The organism is Frankia gtarii, assembly GCF_025403375.1.
In the GTDB taxonomy this organism is placed as follows: Bacteria; Actinomycetota; Actinomycetes; order Frankiales; family Frankiaceae; genus Frankia; species Frankia gtarii.
Genome location: NZ_JAMPTM010000015.1, coordinates 15955 through 38694 on the forward strand (window position 1 = coordinate 15955; position 22740 = coordinate 38694).

Sequence of the window (22740 nt, forward strand, 5' to 3'; positions counted from 1 at the left end):
CCGTCGCGCCAGTCACATCCACCCGGCATCCACCCGGCTTCCCCCGGCATCCACCCAGCGGAGACAGGTTCACGTGCAGATCAGCGGAGTTCGCGCCCGCCTGGCGGTCGGCCTGGGACTGATCTGTCTCGTGTTGCTGCCGCTCGGTGCTCCCGGCGGCCTGCGGGCCGCCGGGATCCTCCCGGCGGTCCTGCTCCTGCCGGGTGCGGCCGTTCTCAGCTTCGTGGTGATCAAGGATCGGGCGCTCTGGGCCGGCCTGGCCGTGTGCGTGAGCCTCGCCGTCGAGGCTGTCGTGCTCTGCGCGCTGCTGTGGCTGCGGATCTGGCAGCCGGACGCGGTGGCCGCCGTGCTGGTCGTGCTGTCGGTGGCGATCATCCTGGTCAATGCGCGACGATCCCGGTCCGCACCCGAGAGCGCCGAAGCGCGGCGGCCCGTCGCGGTTGCACTCACCGATGCCGCCCCGACCGAATTCATCCCGCGTGGCGGCATCGGTGCCCCCACCGAACCCATTGCGCGGGGCAACGTCGGGGTCCACACCGCACCCATCGCGCGCCGCACCGGTGGCGTCGAGGCCGGCGGGCGTTCGGGGTCGCCGCGGCCGCGGGCCGCCGCCGTGGGGCTGCTCGTGGGTCCCGGCGTCCTCGCCGCCGTCCTGTTCGCGGTCAGCGTCGGGCGGGTGGATCCGGGGCGGATGGGGCAGTACGGCATGCTGACCGTGCTCCCGGCGACCTGGTATCTGGCGCTCGCGCTGCTGCTGGCGGGCGCGGTCGTCGTGCTGACCCGGCCCGTGGTCAACCGGGCGGCGGCGGCCGGATACCTCTTCGGGATCGTGTTCGTGCTCTTCGGCACGGCTCCACTGGTGTATTCCGTGCCCCATTACTCCTGGGTGTACAACTACGTCGGCGTGACGCGCTACATCCTGGCGCACCACTCCCTCGACGGGAACGTCGACATCTACCAGCGGTGGCCCGGTTTCTTCGCGGTGGCCGCATTCCTGTCGGGGCTGACCCGGACGACGGATCCCCTGGTGTTCGCGCAGTGGGCGGAGGTCTTCTTCGTCTCCGTCTCCGCGCTGCTGGTGTCCTGCCTCGGCCGGTCGTACCTGCGTTCGGTGAGTCTCGGCTGGGTGGCCGCGCTCGTGTTCGTCGCGGGCAACTGGGTCGGGCAGAGCTACTTCGCCCCCCAGGGCCTCGCGCTCACCCTTGCCCTCGCGATCTACTGCCTGCTCGTCGAGTTCTGCCGGCCCCCGGGGCGGGGGGCGACGGCCGCCGCCGACGCGACCACACCGCGCCGCTGGGCGATCGCCGTCGCGGTGCTGCTGCAGGCCGCCGTGGTGGTCTCCCACCAGCTCACCCCGTACCTGATCGTGGTCAGCGTGGTGGTGCTCGTCGCCTCCGGCCTGGTCCGGCCGTGGCTGCTCGTCGCCCTCATGACGGTGCTCGCCGTCGCGTTCCTGATCCCGAACCTGTCCTACATCACCAGCCATTTCGGGGTCGCATCCTCGCCCGATCCGTTGCAGAACCTGCGGCGGGTCGACCCCTACGGTGCGACGCCGCTACCGGGGAAGGCACTGCACGCGCGGGCCGGTACCGCGCTGTCGATGCTCGTCTGGCTCCTGGCCGCCGCGGCGGTCGTGCGCGGCCGGATGCGCCGGCGGCCGGGGGTCGGCGTGCTCGGCCCGCTGTTCATCTCGCCCGCGATCCTGGTCTTCGGGCAGGACTACGGGGGCGAGGCGATCTTCCGGGTCTACCTGTTCTCCCTGCCCTGGGCGGCGCTGGCCATCGCCAGCGGCATGGTCCGGGGCGAGCCGCGGCCGGTGCCGGCGGGAGCGGGGACGAGGTCGGCGAGGCCGGCGGTGCCGGCGAGGCCGGGGGTGCCGGTGGTGCGGGCACGGCGGGTCGGGGTGGTGGCCCTGGCCTGCACAGGAGCCTTCCTGCCCGCCTTCTTCGGCCAGGAGGAACTCAACTACATGCCGGCCGGCACTGTGGCGGCCAGCGACTACTTCTACGGGCACGCGCTGTCGGGCTCCGTGCTCATGTGCGCCGCCCCCAACTTTCCCCGTAGCTACGGGCCCAACTATGACGAGTTCATCCACATGAAGAACGGTGACGAACCGAATATGTTGCTCAACCCGGACCTGCGGGGGCGTGATCTGGGTCCGGCGGACGTGAGCACCGTGGTGTCGGAGATCAGGAAGTACTCCACCCGCGGGTACCTCGCCTTCGCCGACAGCGGGGACGCCTACGTCCGGACGTTCCAGCTCGCGCCGCCCGGCGCACTCGGGCGGCTGGAGGCGGCCGTGGCCCGGTCGCCCTCGTTCCGGCTCTGGTACCGCAACAACGACACGCGCATCTACGCCCTGGCCGGCACCAGCGCGGTCGGTGCGTCGAAGAACGTCCGGCTGACCCCGGCTCCCTCGCTCAGGGCGGACGCCGTCGTCACGAGCGGGCCGGCCGCGGCCACCACGTCGCTGGGGCGGCCCTGATGGCCGCGTGGCGTTCCAGGACGGTCCGGGTGACCGTCCTGGGGCTGCTCAGCGTGCTGGTCCCCCTGCTGGAGGCGGCGGACACCGGGGGAGTGGTGCGGGTCGTGCTGGCCCTCGCCTTCCATGCGACGATTCCCGGCGTCCCGCTGCTCCTGCTCACCCGCCTGGACAGCCCGGTCCTGCTCGCCTGCGTGGGCGGGGCACTGTCCGTGGCGCTGACCATCGTCGGCGCCCAGCTCATGCTCTGGTCCGACGCGTGGCATCCCCTCGGGTTGGTAGTCGTCCTCGCGCTCGTCTCGCTGGCGGCGCTGGCCGTCGACTTCTGGCGGGGGCGTCCGTCGGCGGCTCGGGCGGGCTCGGAGCGGGCCGGCTCGGTGCGGGACGGCCTGCGGGGGAGCGGAGCGTGACCGCGGCGTGTCCCGGTGCCCGCGGTGGCGGGGTGGGTCTCTCGTGACGACGGATGCGTACACGCGACCGGGGAAGGGAGCGGGGGAGCTGGCGGGAGCCACCGACCTCGACCGCGGCGCCCCGGCGGGCCGGACCGCGCCGGCGGCGCCCGGGCAGACGCGCGGTCCCGCGCCGGTGGCGCTGCTCGCCGTGGCCGCCGTGCTCATCGGCTGGGGGATGGCCGCCGCGGATCCGCACCAGATCGGCGCGCTCGGCATCGTCGACGCCCTCGACTGGCGTTACGTGGCCGGCATCGTGGCGCTCGCCGCCGCCTTCGTCTGGGAACTCGGCGCCGCCCGCCCGCGGACCTGGCTGCTGGCGTCCGCGACCTGCGCGCTGGTGGTAGCGATCTACGGGGTGTCCCCCGTCGTCGAGCAGACTTCCCGGCTGCCCACCTCGTGGCGGCACGCGGGCTTCATCAACTACATCCACGACAACGGCACCGTGCTCCACCACTACGACGCACGGTTCTCCTGGCCGGGGTTCTTCGCCGGCGTCGCCGTGCTGATGAACACCGCCGGTGTCGGCGACGCCAGCCACCTGCTGCTGTACGCGTCCGTGGTGTTCATGCTCGCCTACCTGCCCTGCCTTGCGATGATCTTCCGCGAGCTCGGGCTGAGCCGCCGGGCGACCTGGCTCGCGCTGTGGCTGTTTCTCTGCGCCGACTGGGCGGACCAGGAGTACCTCTCCCCGCAGGGGACGGCGTACCTGCTGTCGCTGGTGGTGCTCGTGATCGCGCTGCGCACGAGCGGGCGGCGCGCTCCCGTGGTCGGCGGGACTGCGGTCGGCGGGACTGCGGTCGGCGGGACTGCGGTCGGCAGGAGTGCGAGCGGCGGCGCGGCGCGCGGGCGGCGTGACCGGCTGCGCGCGCTGCTCGAACCGCCCCCGCCGGCCCTGGGGCCGCGCGAGCAGATGGCGTTGCTGGGGTGCGCGGCCGTCCTCGCCTTCGCTGTCGTGGCCAGCCACCAGCTCTCCCCGCCGCTGCTGACGCTGCTGCTCGTGAGCCTGCTGCTCACCGGCCGGCTGCGCGGGCGGGGGCTCGTCCTGCTGGTGCCGATCCTGTTCGTCGGCTACTTCACGTTCGGTGCGGTCGACTTCTGGAGCGGCCACCTGTCGGTCGTCACCGGTGACGTGGGCGGGGTCGGCGGCACGGTCAACCAGACCCTGTCGAACCGGGTGCAGGGTTCGCCGACCCACCTGCGGATCGCGTTCCTGCGCATCGTGGTGGTCGGTGTGCTCTTCGCCGGCGCCGCGGTCGGCTCCCTGCGGCGGCGGCGCTGGCGGCTCGGTGCGGTCGCACAGGCCGCGGCCATTGCGCCGTTCGGACTGCTGGCGTTGCAGTCCTACGGCGGCGAGGCGCTGCTGCGGGCCTACCTGTTCGCGCTGCCGTTCCTGTGCGCCCTGTGCGCCGCGGCCTTCCTGCCCGCGCCCGACCCCGACTTCGGCGCGCCCGCCCGCCGCCGCCGCCGCGGCGGCCTGGCCCGCCGGCGCCCGCGCGCCCAGACGGCCGGTTCCGGCGAGGACACCGTCCAGATGCGCATCCGGCGGGCCCGCCCGCCGCGGCCGGAGCTCTCCCGGCGCCTGTCGGCCCTCCTGCTCGTCGTGTGCACCGGGGCGGTCGCGGTGCAGCTCATCTGCCGGGGGGGAAACGAGGAGTTCGTCTGGTTTTCCCACGAGGAGGTCGCGGCCACCCAGGAGCTCTACGACCTGGCTCCCGCGGGCAGTACCATCGGCGTTCTCAACGGTTTCTTCCCGGGTCAGAACGACGACCTCGGCCGGGTTTCGTTGGTAAATCTGGAGAGCAAGTGCAAACCGGTCGTCGATCCGTACCAGTGCGCTCTGCAGTTGAAGCCCGACTACATTCTGATCACGCGGGCGCAGGACGCGTACGGCCGGGAGTCGGAATCCCGTCCCGAGAAGTGGGCGGCGGCGGACGCGGCATCTCTGGAACGGTCCGCCGGCTATCACCGCATCCGGAACAGTCCGGACGCGATCATTCTCGCGCGCGGGGTCGACGGCGGACTTCGGACATCGCGCGTGGACGCGTCGACCCGCCCGGTGCTCTCGGTGGACCAGGAAGGGTGAGGGAGGGTCGATGGACCAGCACAATGTGATTCGGATCGGGCTGGTGCTCGTCTGCCTGGCGGCGGGTCTCGCGATCGGCGTGGATCTGCTGCGCGAGGCGCGGTCCTCCCGCGCCCGGGGGGTCGGCCGGCTGATGAACGTCGGTCTCCCGGTGGTCGCCGTGGCGGCCTTCGCCGCCTGCTGGGTGCGGGTGTCGCATGGGTGAGACCCGGCAGCTGGGTGAGACGTGGCACCGCGGCCGGGAGCGTCGGCGATGAGCGGGCGTGGCCGCAGCCGGCGGGAGATCCTCCTGCTGGGACTGAGCGCGGCAGGGTCGCTGGCATTGGCGGGATGCGGCGATGACCACAAGGACTCGCGGGCGCGTTACCTCGGCCCGATCGACAACGGTCAGGCGCCCCGCACGGACGCCGACCTCTGCGTCTACGGGGCGACCCCGGCGGGGATCGCCGCGGCCGTCCAGGCTCGGCGGATGGGCCTGCGCACCACGCTGCTGGCCTTCGACGACGAGATCGGCGGGATGATGTCGGGTGGCCTGTCCGCCTCGGACACCGGCTACACCTCGACCATCGGCGGGTTCGCCCGGGAGATCTTCGTCGCCATCGGCGAGCACTACCGCTCGACCGGACCGGTCTACAACTTCGAGCCGCACGTCGCCCGTGACGTCTTCGTCGCGGTCCTGAAGAAGGTGGGCGTACGGGTCGTGACCCGCCAGCGGCTCGCCGAGGTCGTGCTCAGCGGAAACAAGATCCGCTGGATCAACACCGACGGCGGTGGCACCCACCGGGCGAACGCCTTCGTCGACGCCAGCTACGAAGGAGACCTGCTGGCCGCGGCGCGCGTCGCCTTCGTGACCGGGCGGGAGTCCAACAGCGAGTACGGCGAGACCCTCAACGGCGTGCAGAACCGCCCGGCCGGCTCGACCTTCCTCTCCTGCGTCAGTCCCTACCGCCGCGACGGCGATCCGACCAGCGGCCTGCTGCCCGACGTCTCGGCGAACGGGCTGGGGGTGACGGGCCAGCAAAGCCCGTTCGGCATGGACTTCTGTTTCCGGCTCTGCCTGGCCCACGCCGGGGCGAACGCGCGGCCGTTCCCGAAGCCGGCGGGCTACGACCCCGAGCGTTACGAGCTGCACCGCCGCTACCTGGCCGCCGGGAACCGGAACGTGATGTCCTTCATGGTCGAGCTTCCGGGGCGGAAGTACGACCTCAACAACAGCGGCCCGGTCTCCACCAACCTGGTGGGCGGCTCGACGAACTGGGCGACCGCCGACTACGCGCGCCGCGAGCAGATCTACCAGGATCACCTCACCTACCAGCAGGGCCTGCTCTGGTTCCTCGCGAACGATCCCGCCGTTCCGGCCTGGCAGCGCACCCAGGCCCGTTCCCTCGGCCTCGCTGCCGACGAGTTCGTGGACAGCGACAACTGGCCGCGCCAGCTCTACGTGCGCGAGGCCAGGCGGATGGTCAGTGACTACGTTGCGACGGAGGGCGACGCGTCGGGCGCCCGCCACTGCCCCGACCCGATCGCCTACGCGTCCTACAAGGTCGACTCGCACGCCGTGCAGCGGGTCGTGGCGAACAACTGCCTCGTCAACGAGGGCGGCGTCGACGTTCCCGTGCCCGGCCCGTGGGCGGTGTCGCTGCGCTCGATCCTGCCGCGGCGGCAGGAGTGCGTGAATCTCGTTGTGCCGGTCTGCGTCTCCTCCTCCCACGTGGCCTGGTCGTCGCTGCGGATGGAGCCGGTGTTGATGATGCTCGGCCAGGTGGCGGCCATCGCCGCCGGCATGGGAATCCGCCGCGGCGTGGCCGTCCAGGACATCGCCTATGCCGAGATCCGGGCGGCCCTGCAAAGGCTGCGCATGCCGCTGCCGGCCGCCGCCACCTGATTTCCAGGCCGCGACACTTCCAGGCCGCGACACTTCCAGGCCGCGACACTTCCAGGACACAACGTAGAAGAACGACGTAGAAGGAGGATGATGTGAATACCGGGCAGGCTGCGGACTACCGCGCCCGATTGCGGACCGCGGGCATTTTCTCGGTCGCGGATCTCTACCCGCCGCAGACCGTGGCGCGGTGGAACGAGACCCTCGACCGGGAGTTCGCCGAGAAGGCGGATCAGGCGCGGTCCTACGTTGGCGCGGACCGGCTCGTCGCGCTCGGGATCGTCGAGAAGCTGTTCTCCGAGCGGCTGCGCCAAGTGATCCGTGCGCTTATCCCCGACGCGGTGCTGTACCACTGCCACGTCTACGAGACCGCGGCGAATCAGGAACGGTCGCACATCCACGCGGGGCGCCTCAACGGCTGGCACCGGGACACCGAGACGATCCGGCTGTTCGATCCCACGGTGGCGCCCCAGTACATCAGCATCTTCGTCTACCTGACCGACGTCGCGAGCGGATCCGGTGGCTTCGAGCTCAGGACGCTGCCGCCGGCGCATGCCATCGCGGCCGGCAACCGTTCGGTCGTGGTGCAGGGACGGGCCGGCACCGCCTTCGTGTGGAACCGTTCCTTCTACCACCGCGCGACACCGAACCTCAGCCCCGTCCGCCGGCGCGTGCTCAAGCTGTCGATCCAGTCCACGTCGCTGCCGAACGACCGGATCGAGCTGCCCGAGTTCGCCCACGCCCGCACGGCGGTCAACCCGGCGGACGAGTACCTCGGCTTCCTGTTCGGTGTCGGGCGGAGCGGGCCGGGCGCGGCGCGCCAGCTTCCGCAGCCGGCGGATCCGGCTACCACGCTCTCGCCTGCGGCCGATCTCGTGCCCAACTCCGTGGTCGAGGTCACCCGCGCGGACGCCCTCTGGCATCGCGTCAGCGCGGTCAAGTACCGACTGCCGGTCGGCTGATGGCGGCCATGGGGGCGGGCCGGCGCCGGGTCCTGATCATCGGGTCCGGGCGCCGGATCCGGAACAACTTCCTGCCGGCGTTCGCGCAGCGCCGGGACCAGTTCGAGCTCGTCGGGCTGTGGTCGCGCACCCGGGAGCATGCCGAACGCGCGGCCTCGCCCTGGGGGGTACCGGTGGTGGACTCGCCGGCGGCGGTCCTTGAAACGGTCGACACGGTCGTCGTCTCGGTCTCCACGACGGCGGTGCGTGCGGTCCTGCGCGAACTCGCCGAGCGGGCAGCCCAGCTCACGGTCGTCCTGGACACTCCGGTGTTCGGACAGGCCGCTCACCTGCCGGCGATGGCGACCCTGCGGGCGTTCGCCCGGGTGGTCGTGGCCGAGGACTACATGAACTACCCGCAGTGGACCCTCGCCCGCCGCGCGGTCGCCGACGGCCTGATCGGCGAGGTGCGCTCGGTGGAACTCGCGCACTCCGGCTACCGCTATCACGGCCTCGCCCTCATCCGGTCGCTGGCCGACTTCGACCACGTCACCGTGGCCACCCGGCGGCGGGTCGGCGCCGACGTGCACTTCGGCTTCCGGCTGAGGCATGGGGTGCGGGGCCGCATCTTCGAGCCGTACGACCAGGCCCGGGGGACGACGACGATCACGGGCGAGAAAGGGGTGATCACGGACTCCGCGCAGGTGGGCGGCGGGCACGGCCCAGTGCACGTGCTGCGGCCCCGCGGGGACGCCCGGCCCGACGGCTATCTTCTCGACGGCCTCGAGCTCGACCTGCCGGCGCTGCCCGCCCTGCTCGACGCCGAGGTGCCCGACCGCAGCCTGTTCAACGCCCTGAAGACCTGCGGCCTGCTGGAGGTGCTCGCGGCGGTGACGGGAGAGGCCTTCCACTCCCGGTACACCTACCAGGAGGCGCTTTACGACCACCTGACGACGGCCGTCCTGCGCACGAGCCCGCTGCTCGTCGACCCGGTGGCGGGCGCGGGCCGCAACATCGTCGATGGCTTGGACGACATGTTCGCCGGATTGGCCTGGGCTCGGGGCATCGTCGCCAGGCCGGCGGCACGTCGGGGCGGGACACGGAGGCGAGAGCCCGCGTGACTGCTCGCGGAGTCCGGATATATCATGCTTTCTATTTGCATTTCCGGCTTATCGTCGGCCAGAAAACCTCGTAGCCGGGCCGGATCGGCGTTCGGTAGGCAGGCGGGGTGTACCGGCTCAAGCGATTCGGACCTACCGCAATTTTTGTCACGCGCATGACGCATTCCACCGAGGTCCGATGGATCGCTTCATGCCCGGACGTTAGAGTCGGTATGCACGCACGGTGCCGGCCGGATGGGGGTCCGACACACCGGTGGTGCGACGTGCACCAGTGGGGGGTTCGTCGATCGGCACAGCGGGTGTTGCCGTCATGCGCTGACGTGGCACACACCCCGGTCGGTCGTCCTCCCGTCGGGCTTTAGGCCTGTCCGAAGAAGTCGTGACCGCGGGGGGTTTTCCTAGTGACGGACACTGTCTTCAGTGATGCTCAGGATCGGCCGGGGGCTACGCAGTGACCCAGCGTGATGGCGGCCGCCGGCCCGACGGCCGGGCGGCGGTCCCGGCCGGAGCAGCGACGCTCGGGGCGACGCCCGTCGCGCGGAGTCGGTCCGGCCGGCGGATACCGAATCAGCGTGCCCAGTTGGCGGTGGTGGTCGGCGATGTTCCCGCGCCGGCGCCGACGATCGGTCGCGTCGGCCGTCGCGACCCCGACCGGGCCCAGCGCGGCGCCGGCGGGATCGCCACCGCGCCCAAGCCGCCCGGCGGGCTCGGCCCCTCGGTCGCCGACCTGCCCGATCCGGGCGCGCGAGGCAATCTCGGCTACCGGGCCAGGGTTCCCTGGGAGCGTCCCTACACTCGGCTGCTGATCGCCACCGACGCCCTGGCCTGCGTGGTGGCGGTGGGGGTGGCCTATCTGGTCCGGTTCGGCGGACTGGTCGAGTTCGATCTCAAGCCGGTGTCCGCGCGGCCCTACATCCTGATGTCGGTCCTGCTGCCGCTCGCCTGGGTCCTGTCGATGTTCTTCGGACGCGCATACGAGAGCCGCTTCCTCGGCGGGGGCTCCGAGGAGTTCCGGCGCGTGCTCAACGCCGCGGCCCAGCTCACCGCGGTCGTGGCGGTCGTCTCCTACGCGACCAAGGCCGAGCTCGCCAGAGCTTACGTACTGATCGCGTTCCCCGCCGCGCTGTTACTGACGGTGGCGCTGCGGGGCGGTGCGCGAGCCGGCCTGCACCGGCTGCGCCGGACGGGCCGCTGTCTGCACCGCGTGCTGGTCATCGGCGCGGGGGAGTCCGCAGCGTCCATGATCCGGATCGCGCAGCGCGAGCCGACCGCGGGCTGGTCGGTCGTCGGAGTCGTCCTCGACCGGTCGCCGGGCCGGCACAGCCATGACTCGCCGGAGCGCGGCGGTTTCGACCTGCTGGGAGTACCGATCGTCGGGACCCCGGAGAGCCTGCACACCGCCATCGCGCAGACCGCGGCGACGACCGTCGCGATCAGCCCGCAGATGGACGGTGACCGCCTGCGGCGGTTGCTGTGGATGTTGGAGGGCAGCGAGGTCGACGTCTTGGTCTCCTCCGCGCTGACCGACGTGACCGGGCCGCGCATCTCGATCCGCCCGGTCGCCGGGCTACCGCTGCTGCACGTCGAGGAGCCGGAACTCAGCGGCGCCCGGCGCGCGATGAAGAGTCTGTTCGACCGGAGCGTGGCCGCGGGGATCCTGCTACTGTGCGCGCCGCTGCTGGTCGCCCTCGCGTTGGCCGTCCGGCTGACCAGTCGGGGACCGGCGATCTTCCGGCAGGTGCGGGTGGGCCGCAGTGGCGAGCACTTCACGATGTACAAGTTCAGATCGATGTACGTCGACGCCGAGCAGCGCAAGGCAGAGCTGGAGTCCCACAACGAGCGGGCCGAGGGCCTGCTGTTCAAGATGCGCGACGACCCGCGGATCACCCGGGTCGGGAAGTTCCTACGCAAGTGGTCGATGGACGAGCTGCCGCAGCTTTTCAACGTCGTGGGGGGCAGCATGTCGCTGGTCGGCCCGCGGCCACCGCTGCCGGCGGAGGTTGCTCGCTACGAGGATGACGTGCACCGCCGGCTGATGGTGAAGCCCGGCCTGACCGGCCTGTGGCAGATCAGCGGCCGGTCGGATCTGGAGTGGGACGAGTCGGTGCGTCTCGACCTGCGCTACGTGCAGAACTGGTCACTGGCGATGGACTTCTACATCCTCTGGCGGACGATGTTCGCGGTGCTGCGCCGCGAGGGAGCCTACTGATCCGCCGAGACGGCCGGTCCCCGATCTTCGGGTTCCCCAGCGCCCACGGGATCGGCATGCCCGTTGGAGTGCAGACCAGATACAGCCACAGCCCCCAGAGGAACTGGGAGTGCGAGGCGCAGTAGCCGTAACCGGCCCAGCCGGCCAGGTCCGACCGGCGCACCGTCAGGCGGGACATCCCACAGTTCGGCGTCGGACAGCCAGGGTGGCCTACGCGTCCACCGACGGGCACCAATCGGGTTGTCGATCTTCACGTGCAGTGCGGTCAAGAGGGTTTCCAAGCCCTGTGCCACACCACGATCTTGGAAGCCCTCTCTCCATGCCCGGCCACCGTCGGCCCAGGCTTCGGACTTACTCGTCCAGGGTGCCCACAGGGCGGGAAACGCCGCTACCCGCCGCCGGAGCGGTTTCGCGGCGCGGTCGTCGCTCGCCGAGGGTGTCACCGGCGTCTCCGGTTTTCGGCACCAGGGCGCGTATTCGGTTGTGATCAGAAGGTGGTTCGCGCGGGCTCCCCCGATCCATTTTCGATCATGGTGTTCCGCGGAACCGCCCCACGCATCCCAACCCCGATGCCAGTAGGGCGATCTTGGTGTTCCGCGGCACCGGACAACACAGGCGCAGCCTCCGCAACTCCCCCGCCCGGAACAAGCGCGACGACAGCGCCCATCAAGGACGAAAGCGGCCCGCGGCCCAGGCCACCCTTCACACACCTCCTGACCTGCGTGATCACGTAACGTCACGAAGATCGCTCGACCCCACCTTCAGTCAGCCAGCCGGCAGTTACAGGAGGTGAATCCCAGTCCGTGTGTCCGCAACCGTCATCAACCTCCTGCAACCACCCGCACCACCACCGGGAGCGGCATCATCCCCACCAATCGGATCGGCACGGCTCGACGCCCCGGCTGGAACCAGACCCTGGCGGCTGCCTCACCGGCCACCGACTCCACTCCTCGACGGATCCAGATCAAGGAACTCCACGCGGACCATCCCCTGACCACAACCAGATACGCGCCCTAGCGGCGGTTCGTGAGCATCGAGCCGGCGGCAGTATTTCTCGGGACTCCGATCTAACTGTGTAGAGGCCATATCGGGGAGGCCTGACCCGCTGCAATTAGACTCTATTCGCTGGATTTCTATACCGCGCTATCAAGATAGTGCGTAATGGAATTAGGAAGCAACTCCGACCTGCGAATATCTGGGTCGGTGATGGCGTGTATCGCTGGATGCCATACGTCCGTTCATGGCCGCTTTTGGCCGATATGCCAGTGGATATAATCAATGTCCAACAAGGGTGTCAGTGGTACTGTCGCGAATTTCATTTACAGGATTACACAGTTTGGCGTGATGTGGGCCACAGATGGTCGTCGTGCGTATTGATGGTCGTATGTGGAGGTGTCTCGGTCGTAAGGTGGATGCGGGCGGCACGGTACTGAACCTGCTGAGGGTCGCGTTCCTTTTTGCGGCACGGGGTGGCTGGGTCGGCCACGGTGGCGTCAAGCCGGTCTTCGTCTGCGGAGGCTGCCGGCGGTTCGTTAGAACGAGCTATTGGCAGCCTGACCTCAGGTTTCGAGGGAAACGCGCAGAGGCCATATCGGGGGAGGATATGCCTACCTTTTTCTGTCATTCCCGTGCGGCGATACCAGTGACACCGCCGATTCGGCGGCGGACGTCGGCGATTCGCCGGAGGGTTCGTCGTGAATGCTGAGGCCGGAGGCGCCGCCGGCCGTCACCGCGTTCGTGCCGCCCAGCCGCCGGTCGCCGCCGACGCGGCATCGACCGGCCTGTGGATTCGCGTCTCCTTACGAGACCGCAACGAGTCGGAGTACCTCGCCGACCTGCTCCAGGATCACGGGCTGGCGGTGCGCGTCGCGCTGCCAGGCGAGAACGATCAGTCCGTCACCAACGAGATTGTCATCAACCAGGAGCTGGTCGCCGGACTCATCCCGGCCGCGCGCCGTAGCGACATGCCCCTGATCCCGCCGACCGATCGGCTGGCGACACCGCCGGTCGGTGGCGTCGGTGATGAGCAGGTGACGCAGCCGGGGCGGTTGACCATGCATGATCTCGACGCGGTCGGCCGCCGCCTCGTCGCCAGCATCCAGCGCCGGGTCGAACGCAACCGGCGGGGGCTGGCGCAACTCGCCCTCGAGGACGAGGACATCTTCGACGACGTCGCCGTCCAGCAGGGCGGTGGTCGGCGGCTGCGCCTGGTCGGGCGGGAGGGGGTGCTGGTCTGCCTGCGGGTCAGTGAGCTGGGGCGGGTGCGCGAGCGCCTCGGGGCGCAGGCAACCTGGGAGCTGGTCGGCCGGGTCCGCGACGTCACCGTCGCGGAACTGGGCTTGGCCAAGCAGCCGGCTCTGCGCGGCAGCGGCGAGCTGCTGTGGGTCCTGCCGGCGGCGCCGGCCGCCCGGGTCCGCAAGCAGCTCGAACAGCTCAACGCCGCGCTGGCGAGCCGGTCCTTCACGGTGAGAGTCGGGGACGCCGAGGAGCATCTGCGCATCACCCCCGCCGTCGGCCTGGTCGGCGTGAGCCGGGCGGATCCGGCCGTGCTGATCGGCCGGGCCAGGGCCGCCGCCGCGACCGCGGCCAGTCGCCTCGATCTGGAGCCCTGCACCTGGGAGCCGCCGGGGGAGGGGGCCGGCGCCCATGGAGAGCTCCCTGCCGATGCCGGGGCGGTGGGCCGACGGGACGCGGCGCCCACCGGGCGGTCAGCGCGTGCACGGGCGACGGCAGCCTGGCGGGGGGCCGGGCGCGCCATCGGGTCGACCGCCGCGCAGGCGCTGCTCAGCTTCGTCCTCGCGCTCGGCCTGCCCTACCTCTACTACACGCTCACGGCCCAGTTCGGCGTCGACGTCCTCGGCCCCGTCTACGCCTTCATCGTGCTCGCGCTGGTCGGGACCGCCGGGTCGATCTACGTCGAAGGCCTGCTCGCGCTCGACCCGGTCCGGCCTCCGGCGCTCCCACCGGGAGATCCGCCGCCGGCCACGGTCATCATCGCCGCGTACCTGCCGAACGAGTCGGCGACGATCATCGACACCCTCGAGGCGTTCCTGCGCATCAACTACGCCGGGCCCCTCCAGGTGATCCTCGCCTACAACACCCCCCATTCGCTGCCGGTCGAGTCCGTGCTGCAGGAAATGGCACGCGATCATCCCCGGCTGGTGGTGCTCAGGGTGTCCGGCAGCACCTCGAAGGCCCAGAACGTCAACGCCGCCCTCGGAATCGCCACCGGCTACTTCACCGGCGTCTTCGACGCCGACCACCATCCGGCGGCGGACTCGCTGACGCGGGCGTGGCGGTGGCTGGCCGACTCCTACGACATCGTGCAGGGCCACTGCGTCATCCGTAACGGCGGTGCGAGCTGGTTGTCGCGCATGGTCGCGGTGGAATTCGAGTCCATGTACGCGGTGGGCCACCCGGGGCGGGCGAAACTGCACGGCTTCGGCATCTTCGGTGGTTCCAACGGATACTGGCGGACCGACATTCTGCGCCGCGTCCGGATGCGACCCCGCATGCTCACCGAGGACATAGATTCCTCGGTCCGCTCCATCCTCGCCGGTGTTCGCATCGCCTCCGATCCGGCGCTGCTCTCCTTCGAGTTGGCGCCGACCACGCTACGGGCGCTGACCCGCCAACGGCTGCGCTGGGCGCAGGGCTGGTTCCAGGTCTCGCGGAAGTACTTCGGCGCGGCGCTGGCCTCTCCCGCCCTGAATCGCCGGCAGAAGGCCGGCGCCGCCTTCCTGCTCGGCTGGCGCGAGCTCTACCCGTGGATCTCCATCCAGATCTTTCCGCTGCTGGGCTATCTGCTGCTGCACCCGGTTCCCGGGCGGGGCGTGCACTGGGCCATGCCGTTCTTCCTGTTCCTCACGCTGGTCACGACGGGAGTCGGCGTGGCGCAAAGCGTCTTCGCCTACCTGCTCGCCCACCCGGATGTGCGCCGGCGCCGTCGATGGTTCCTTGGCTACGCCCTGTTCGCCGGTCTCTTCTACACCGAGTACAAGAACGCCCTGGCCCGAGTGGCCCAGATCAAGGAAATAGGAGGGGAGCGCCAGTGGCGGGTCACCCCGCGCCAGGTGCCCGTGCCCAGCCCGGCCTACCAGCGGGAATCAGCGTGACCGGCCTGCCCACAACGTCCACGGCGCCCACAACGTCCACGGCGCCCACAACGTCCACGGCGCCCACAACGTCCACGGCGCCGACGTCGCCGATGCCTGCGCCGGGAGCGCTGGCGCGCATGGACGACCTCGAGGGATATCGGGGAATCGCCGCCCTGGGGGTCGTGGTCTTCCACGCCTACCAGTTCTGCCGCGAGGGCGCCGGCGGGGACGCGGCCGGCTCGACCCCCGACGGCTACGCGTACGCCGGGACGGCGCTCGGCCATGTGATGCTCAACCTCGACGGCCTCGTCAGCCTGTTCCTCCTGCTGTCAGGCTTCCTGCTCTACGCCCCGGCGGCACGCCAGGTCCTCGCCGGGCGGCGGGTGGGAAGCCCGCGGGTCTTCCTGCTGCGCCGCGCCGTGCGCATCCTGCCGCTGTACTGGTTCGCGACCTTGCTGGTCTGGACCTACCGCAACCCCGACCTGCCCGGCGACTGGCGCGACCTGGTGGAGCACCTCACCTTCACCCAGGTCTTCGACAGCCGCCGCATCTTCTACACCATCGGCCCGGCCTGGTCGCTCTCGGTGGAGATCTTCTTCTACGTCACCGTCGCGCTCATCCTGCTGGCCCTGCGGCGCTGGGATCCCGCCCGGTCCCGCCCGGCGGTGCGGGCGCTGGTCATCGCGACGCCGCCCACCGTGATGCTGATCGGCTCGCTGGCGTATCACTGGTGGGCGCTCGACATCGCCCACCAGCCGTCGGATCGATGGGCGATCTGGTTCAACCCCCTGGCCAAGGCGGAGATGTTCGCCATGGGGATGTTCCTCGCCATCCTCCACGCCCGGTGGGGCAGCCAGGCCCTGCGGGCGGTCTGGCTCATCCCCGTCCGGCTCGTGGCGCTGGCCATCCTCGTCTACGGGTGCGCCATCCGGGCCGAGGACGCCCGGACCTCGACCGAGTTCACCATGCTGTCCATGATCGCGTTCTCGCTGCTGCTCGGCAGCTCGCTGTTCGCCCATCCGCGCGCATGGTGGCGACGGATCCTCGCGGTGCGCCCCCTGATGTTCGCCGGCACCATCAGCTACAGCGTCTACCTGTGGCACGAACCGATCCTGCTCTACCTCGACACCCACCACCTGCTGAGTCACCACGCGAGGGCGTTTCCCTGGGTGGCGTTGCTGCTGGTGGCCGTCTCCGTGCCGTTCGGCTGGCTCAGCTACGTCATCCTCGAAAGGCCCTCCGGCGAGCTGAAGGCGCTGTTCCAGCCGGACGGCCGGCTGCGTTCCTACTACGGTCCCCGGCACGAGGGCTGACGGACGCCCATCATGGCCGAACCGACCATGCAGCGAATCCCACAGCTCGGCGCGATCGTGGCCGCGTCCCGGCCGCGGTCTCGCACGTTCGCGGTTGCCGTGATCGGGCTGCTGTCCGCCGTCGTCGCCGTGTCCATCGTGCTCGGCGTGGTGGGGCCGGACGCGCACCCGCACGCCTCGGCGTGGCTGACCACCGCGGACGGCGCGCGCCACCTGGACCGTCAGCCGGACGTGCGGCTGTCCCCGTCGACCGGTCGGGCCGCGGCCGAGGGCGTCCTGCGGGTCGACACGGACCGGCGTTTCCAGGTCATGGAGGGAATCGGTGCCTCGCTGACCGACTCCTCCGTCTACCTGATCGACACGGCACTGTCGTCGCGCGAGCGCGGCAGGCTGATGCGCTCCCTGTTCGACCCCGACGCGGGCGCCGGGCTGAGCTTCCTGCGCCAGCCGATCGGCGCCAGCGACTTCTCCCGCGCCGCCGTCACCTACGACGACGTCCCCGCGGGCCAGCGCGACCCGCAGCTGCGGCGGTTCAGCGTCACCTCCGACGAGCAGCACGTGCTGCCCCTGCTGCGGCAGGCCCGCGAGCTCAACCCGGACCTGCGGGTGATGGCGACCCCCTGGACCGCACCGGCCTGGATGCGCACCGGCGGCACGCTGGCGGGGGCCGCCGGCGGCCCGCTGCGGCCCGACTACACCGCCGCCTTCGCCGCCTACCTGACCGCCTACGCCCGCGCCTACGCCGACGGCGGCGTGCCGATCAGCCTGATCTCGCCGCTGAACGAACCGCTGGCGCCGCTCGCGAACCATCCCGGCATGCCGATGACGGCCCAGCAGGAGGCGGCGGTGATCGCCGCGCTCGGTCCGGCGCTGCGCGCGGCCGGGCTGGACACCCGGATAGCGATCTCCGACCAGAACTGGGATCTGGGCTCCTATGCCCTGCAGGTGCTCAGCGACCCCGCGGCGGCGCCGTGGATTGCCGGGATCGCCTCGCACTGCTACGGCGGGGACCCCTCCGCCCAGGCGGTGCTGCGCGGCCAGGCGCCGCACCTCGCCCAATACGTCACCGAATGCTCCAGCGGCTCCTGGTCGAAGGGGTTCGGCGACAGCCTGCGCTGGAGCGCGCAGAACATGGTGATCGGCGCGACGCGCAATGGTGCCGCCACGGTCAGCTACTGGAACGTGGTGTTGGACGAGACCGGCGGGCCCAAGCTCGGCGGCTGCCCGAGCTGCCGTGGCCTGGTCACGATCGACCGCCGCACCGGGAACGTGCAGTACAGCCCCGAGTACTACGCACTCGGCCAGCTGGCCAGGATCACCAGGCCGGGTGCCGTCCGGGTGGACACGGCCTCGCCCGGACCCGGCGGGTTGGCGAACGTCGCCTTCGTGAATCCGAACGGCTCGCGCGCGCTGGTCGCCTACAACCCGGGGACGGCCGAGGCGGCGGTCACCGTCGACGACGGTCGGGTGTCGTTCACCGCGAAGGTCCCGGCCGGGGCCATGGCCTCGTTCTCCTGGCCGGGCCCCCGGATCGGGGCCGCGTCGTCCGCTGCCGACGGTGCCGGCAGTGAGATCGGCGGAACGCAGAACCGCATCCGGGTGATGCCACTGGGGGACTCGCTCGTCGACGGGTTCGTCACCAGCGGCGGCTGGCGCACCCAGCTGTGGCACCGGCTGGTACAGAACGACGGGGAGCCGGTCGTGTTCGTCGGCTCCCAGCGCGGCGGCCCCCCCGACCTGGGCGACCAGCGGGAGGAAGGCCATCCCGGCTGGCGCCTTGACGCGCTGCAACGCCAGGCGGCCAGCTGGGTCGGCGCAGCCCAGCCCGACGTCGTCCTGCTCATGGCCGGCACCAACGACATCAACGAGGGGGCCACCGCCCAGCAGGCCACCGCCCGGCTCGGCGCACTGCTGCGCACCGTCCTCGCCGCCCGCCCCGGCGTCACCGTGCTGGTGTCGACGCTCGTCCCGATGCACAACGGCCACGACGCCACCTGGGCGGAGTTCAACGCGGCGGTCCCCGACGTCGTCGCCGCCAGCCGGGCCACCGGCGCGCACGTCTCCGTCGTCGACCTGTCCTCGGTGGTCCGACCCGACCACTACGTCGACGGGCTGCATCCCGACCAGGTCGGCTACAACGCGCTCGGTGACGCCTGGTACGCCGCCGTCAAGCCGGTCGTGCGCCGCCTGCTCGCCGCCTCCGACTCCGCCGTCTCGCCCAGGCCTGGACCCCGAATGTCGGCCTCGACGGTCGCGGTGAGCGCCTGCTGCACCGACACCGGGCCCGCCCTGGCCGCCGACGGCCTGCCCGGCACCCGCTGGACCAGCGGCTACCCCCAGGAACCGGGAATGTGGTTGCAGGCCGACCTGCGCACCCCGACGCCGGTCAGCGGCGTCGACCTCGACGCCGGCCCCAGCGGTGGCGACCAGCCGCGCGGATATGCGGTCCGCGTCTCCCTCGACGGGACCACCTGGCGGACGGTCGCGACCGGCGGCGACGACGGTCCCCGCGCCAGGATCTCCTTTCCCCCGGTGACTGCTCGTTACGTCCGGGTGCAACTCACCGTCGCCGTGAGTGACCACTGGTGGTCGGTGGCCGACATCACCCTGCGCAGCACGCCGTGACTCCACGCGCATCCTCGGGTGGGGGACGCCGCCTCGGGTCCGGGGACGTGGGCCACGTCATCTGGCGATGTTCGTGCCGTGTCCTATGGTGCCGTGGTGATGCCCCCCTCAGATTCGGATCAGACGGCCGCGCCCCCGCCAGAGCAGGAGGCGACCGCCACCACACCGCAGACCGACGGCACGCCTGCGGGCCCGCGGGTCGGTGTCAATTCGGCCGTCCCGACGGGTCGGGAGCGCCGCTACCCGCCACCGGAGCAGTTCCGTGGGCCGGTCGTCGCCCGTCGGGGGCAGGTCGAGCGTTCCACCACCGATCAGCGGCTGCTCGACACCCGTAGCCCGTCGGGCTTCGTGCACGGCGACCCGTGGCGGGTGCTGCGGATCCAGAGCGAGTTCGTCGAGGGCTTCGGGCTGCTCGCGGAGCTGCCGCGGGCCGTGACGGTCTTCGGCTCGGCGCGGATCAGCGTGGACGATCCGATCTACGCGCAGGGTCGTCGTCTCGGGGCGGCGCTCGCCGAGGCCGGTTTCGCCGTCATCACCGGCGGCGGGCCGGGGACGATGGAGGCGGTCAACCGCGGTGCCCAGGAGGCGGGCGGGCTGTCGGTCGGCCTCGGCATCGAGCTGCCGTTCGAGCAGCGGCTCAACGACTGGGTCGACCTGGGCGTCAGCTTCCGGTACTTCTTCGTCCGCAAGACGATGTTCGTCAAGTACGCCGAGGCGTTCGTCATCCTGCCCGGCGGGGTCGGCACGCTCGACGAGCTGTTCGAGGCGCTCACCCTCGTCCAGACCGGGAAGGTCACCCGGTTCCCGGTGGTCCTCATCGGGTCGCAGTACTGGTCGGGCCTGGTGGAGTGGCTGCGTTCCACCGTCCTGCCGGCCGGCCTGATCAAGGAATCCGACCTGCACATCCTGTCGATAACCGACGATGTCGACGAGGCGGTGCGCATCATCGTGCAGGGTACAGCCGGGCACGCCGAGCCGCCCCGCTCGGAGGTGGCCGAACCGTGAACATCTGCGTCTACTGCGCGTCCTCGTCCGCGATCGACCCCGCCCACGTGGAGCTGGCGGCCCAGGCCGGGACGGAGCTCGCCCGGCGTGGACACACCCTGGTGTCCGGCGGTGGCTCGGTGTCGTGCATGGGGGCGGTGGCCCGGGCGGCGCGGGCCGGCGGCGCCCGCACCATCGGGGTGATCCCACGCGCGCTGCTGGCACTGGAGGTCAGCGACACCGACGCGGACGAACTGATCGTCACGGACACGATGCGCGAGCGCAAGGCGCTGATGGACGCCCGCGCCGACGGCTTCCTTGCGCTGCCCGGCGGGCTGGGCACGCTGGAGGAGCTGCTGGAGATCTGGGTGGCCCGGGTGCTGAGCCTGCACGCGAAGCCCGTCGTCGTCCTCGACCCCGGCGGGGTCTTCGGTCACCTGCGGCTGCTCGTCGACGAGCTCGTCGAGGGCGGGTTCGTCCGGGACGTCGCCCGCGACACGCTGATCTGGGCCGCCGACGTGGAGGAGGCGCTGGACCGCCTGGAGGCCGCCGCGCCGGCGGGCGTGGTCCCCGCGGGCGCCGCCCCGCCGCGGCCGACCGACCGGGAGATCATCGAAGGCGACTGACAGCCTTTGTCCCTGTGGACGAGACAAGGAAGCGGACGGAGCCGGGGCGGGGCAGTCGGAGCGGGTCAGACGACGCCGCGGCGGGCGAAGGCAAGATCGGCGTCGCCGCGGATGGCCGCGACCATCCGCAGCGTGCGCACTGTCGCGGCCACCTGGTGGGCGCGGAAGACCCGGGCGCCGAGCCAGGCGCTTATCGCCGTCGCGGCGAGGGTGCCTTCCAGCCGCTCGTCGACCCCGGCGTCCAGGGCCTCCCCGACGAAGTCCTTGTTCGACATGGCGACGAGCACCGGCCAGCCGGTGGCAGCCAGCTCCGGCAGCCGGCGGGTGGCCTCCAGCGAGTGGCGGCTGTTCTTGCCGAAGTCGTGACCCGGGTCGATGACCACCGAGCCGGGACGAACCCCCAGCGCCACCGCACGTTCGGCGAGTCCCACCGTGGTGGTGACGATGTCGGCGACAACGTCGTCGTAGGTCATCCGGTGCGGCCGGGTCCGGGGCGGCAGGTGCCCGGCGTGAGTGCAGACGAGGCCGGTGCCGAACTCGGCGGCGACCTCGGCGAGCTCCGGATCGACCCCACCCCAGGCATCGTTGAGCAGGTCGGCGCCCTCCCCGGCGACCACTCGGCCGACCGCCGCCCGCCAGGTGTCGACGCTGATCACCAGGTCGGCGTGACGCGCGCGGACCGCGGCGACGAAGCCGCCGACCCGGCGAAGTTCCTCGGCCGGGCTCACCTCCCCGCCGGGGGCCGCCTTCACCCCGCCGATGTCGATGATCCCCGCCCCGTCGTCGACGGCCCGGTCGACGGCGTCGAGGGCCTCGGCCTCGCCGTACGTCGCGCCCCGGTCGAAGAACGAGTCCGGCGTGCGGTTGACGATGGCCATGACGACCAGCTCCGATGGACTGAACACCCGCCGCCCCAGCCGCAGCGGCAGCTGCCCCGGCGAGGCGTCCCGCCCCGGCGAGGCGTCCCGCGTGGTCCGGCCGGCGTGCGCCGGGTGCGGGGGCAGGGCGGTCGCGTCGGTCGTCTGGGGGGTCGTCTCGGCGGGGTCGGCGTCCACCCGGCCAGACTGCCAGATCGGGCGGGGTGACCAGGGCGGTCGGGGCATGGCACGATCGTCCCGTGGTGCTCGTCGTGGAGATTGTGATCGTGGCCGCTGTCGTGTTCGCCGTGGCCGCGCTGGCCGTCGGCCGCTTCGACCGGCTCACCCCGGCGCCGCCCGACAGCGCCTCCGTCGGCCTGCCCGCCGACACGGTGACGGCCGGCGATGTCACTCACCTGCGGTTCGCGATGGCGCTGCGCGGCTACCGGATGGCCGAGGTCGACGCCGTTCTGCTGCGTCTGGCCGAGGAGCTGGCCTGGCGAGACGAGGAGCTGGCCCGGCGCGACGACGAGCTCGTCCGGCTGGCGACCTTCGCGCGGATCGGCCCCGAGCCGGCGGCAGCGGAGCGATCCGCCACGCCGCCGAACAAGTCACAGGACTGATCTGCCCAGTCCCCACGGGTCTCGGCATCCCGTTGACGGACGGTCGATCTGGGTCACGCGGGACCGACCACCAGCGCGCTCGTCGACACCGGAAACCCACCGTTCACCATCGCCGCCGCCGACCGTTGTGATGCCGCGGGGAGACGTGTTTCGGTTTGCGGTCCGGTCTACGGGATAATCGTCGCCAGACGCAGGTCCGACGGCAGGAAGAGGTGCACCGATGGCGGCCATGAAGCCGCGGACGGGTGACGGTCCGCTCGAGGTGACCAAGGAGGGACGCGGCATCGTCATGCGTGTCCCACTGGAGGGGGGCGGTCGGCTCGTTGTGGAACTCACCGCTGACGAGGCGAGTGCGCTGGGGGACGCTCTGAAGACCGCGGTCAGCTAGCTGTCGTTGCGTACCGTCGGCGCGGCCGACCCGCGGTGGGTGAGGTTGGCCGGGCGG

The 22740-nt window shown here is 71.3% G+C and carries 16 protein-coding genes and 1 pseudogene; 15 read left to right on the forward strand and 2 right to left on the reverse strand.

Annotated elements, in window-relative coordinates:
- Positions 1-73 precede the first annotated feature (73 nt).
- From NBZ83_RS04630 to NBZ83_RS04665, 8 genes are all read left to right on the forward strand, one after another.
- Complete coding sequence (locus tag NBZ83_RS04630) at positions 74-2485, forward strand: hypothetical protein (protein ID WP_261574397.1); 2412 nt, start codon at positions 74-76, stop codon at positions 2483-2485.
- 29 nt (positions 2486-2514) lie between these two features.
- Positions 2515-2892 (forward strand): hypothetical protein, encoded by a 378-nt coding sequence (locus NBZ83_RS04635; RefSeq protein WP_261574398.1) that lies wholly within the window; start codon positions 2515-2517, stop codon positions 2890-2892.
- Positions 2893-2935: 43 nt separating this feature from the next.
- A complete protein-coding gene (locus NBZ83_RS04640) occupies positions 2936-5017 on the forward strand; it encodes a hypothetical protein (protein ID WP_261574399.1) in 2082 nt (693 codons plus the stop codon).
- Positions 5018-5027: 10 nt separating this feature from the next.
- A complete protein-coding gene (locus NBZ83_RS04645; protein ID WP_041939826.1) occupies positions 5028-5222 on the forward strand; it encodes a hypothetical protein in 195 nt (64 codons plus the stop codon).
- Between the two features lie 48 nt (positions 5223-5270).
- The gene (locus tag NBZ83_RS04650) at positions 5271-6902 is read left to right on the forward strand and encodes an FAD-dependent oxidoreductase (protein WP_261574400.1); all 1632 of its coding nucleotides are present in this window, start codon (positions 5271-5273) and stop codon (positions 6900-6902) included.
- 92 nt (positions 6903-6994) lie between these two features.
- A complete protein-coding gene (locus NBZ83_RS04655) occupies positions 6995-7861 on the forward strand; it encodes a phytanoyl-CoA dioxygenase family protein (RefSeq protein WP_261574401.1) in 867 nt (288 codons plus the stop codon).
- An 8-nt stretch (positions 7862-7869) separates the two neighbouring features.
- A complete protein-coding gene (locus NBZ83_RS04660; RefSeq protein ID WP_261574402.1) occupies positions 7870-8961 on the forward strand; it encodes a Gfo/Idh/MocA family oxidoreductase in 1092 nt (363 codons plus the stop codon).
- Positions 8962-9412: 451 nt separating this feature from the next.
- Entirely contained in the window at positions 9413-11170 is a 1758-nt protein-coding gene (locus NBZ83_RS04665; RefSeq protein ID WP_261574403.1) for a sugar transferase, read from the forward strand.
- Here NBZ83_RS04665 and NBZ83_RS04670 read toward each other — a convergent pair.
- A pseudogene (locus NBZ83_RS04670) lies at positions 11169-11366 on the reverse strand (IS982 family transposase); the annotation flags it as partial. The gene NBZ83_RS04665 and the pseudogene NBZ83_RS04670 overlap by 2 nt on opposite strands.
- A 1498-nt stretch (positions 11367-12864) precedes the next feature.
- On the opposite strand from NBZ83_RS04670, the gene NBZ83_RS04675 reads away from it, so the two are divergent.
- From NBZ83_RS04675 to NBZ83_RS04695, 5 genes are all read left to right on the forward strand, one after another.
- A complete protein-coding gene (locus NBZ83_RS04675) occupies positions 12865-15285 on the forward strand; it encodes a glycosyltransferase family 2 protein (protein ID WP_261574404.1) in 2421 nt (806 codons plus the stop codon).
- Positions 15286-15377: 92 nt separating this feature from the next.
- Positions 15378-16580 (forward strand): acyltransferase family protein, encoded by a 1203-nt coding sequence (locus tag NBZ83_RS04680; RefSeq protein ID WP_261574405.1) that lies wholly within the window; start codon positions 15378-15380, stop codon positions 16578-16580.
- A 12-nt stretch (positions 16581-16592) separates the two neighbouring features.
- Positions 16593-19205: a GDSL-type esterase/lipase family protein gene (locus tag NBZ83_RS04685; RefSeq protein WP_261574406.1), complete on the forward strand. Its 2613-nt coding sequence runs from the start codon at positions 16593-16595 to the stop codon at positions 19203-19205.
- 78 nt (positions 19206-19283) lie between these two features.
- The gene (locus NBZ83_RS04690; protein WP_261574408.1) at positions 19284-20210 is read left to right on the forward strand and encodes an LOG family protein; all 927 of its coding nucleotides are present in this window, start codon (positions 19284-19286) and stop codon (positions 20208-20210) included.
- The gene (locus tag NBZ83_RS04695; protein WP_261564990.1) at positions 20207-20815 is read left to right on the forward strand and encodes an LOG family protein; all 609 of its coding nucleotides are present in this window, start codon (positions 20207-20209) and stop codon (positions 20813-20815) included. The genes NBZ83_RS04690 and NBZ83_RS04695 overlap by 4 nt, the downstream gene beginning before the upstream one ends.
- Positions 20816-20880: 65 nt before the next feature.
- Here the strand turns inward: NBZ83_RS04695 and folP are convergent, their stop codons facing one another.
- Positions 20881-21918 (reverse strand): dihydropteroate synthase, encoded by a 1038-nt coding sequence (gene folP / locus NBZ83_RS04700; protein WP_261564989.1) that lies wholly within the window; start codon positions 21916-21918, stop codon positions 20881-20883.
- Between the two features lie 14 nt (positions 21919-21932).
- Here folP and NBZ83_RS04705 point away from each other — a divergent pair, with 14 nt between their 5' ends.
- Together NBZ83_RS04705 and NBZ83_RS04710 are read left to right on the forward strand one after the other, a co-directional pair.
- Positions 21933-22295 (forward strand): DivIVA domain-containing protein, encoded by a 363-nt coding sequence (locus NBZ83_RS04705; RefSeq protein WP_261564988.1) that lies wholly within the window; start codon positions 21933-21935, stop codon positions 22293-22295.
- A gap of 220 nt (positions 22296-22515) precedes the next feature.
- Entirely contained in the window at positions 22516-22683 is a 168-nt protein-coding gene (locus tag NBZ83_RS04710; RefSeq protein WP_011438211.1) for a DUF3117 domain-containing protein, read from the forward strand.
- Positions 22684-22740 lie beyond the last annotated feature (57 nt).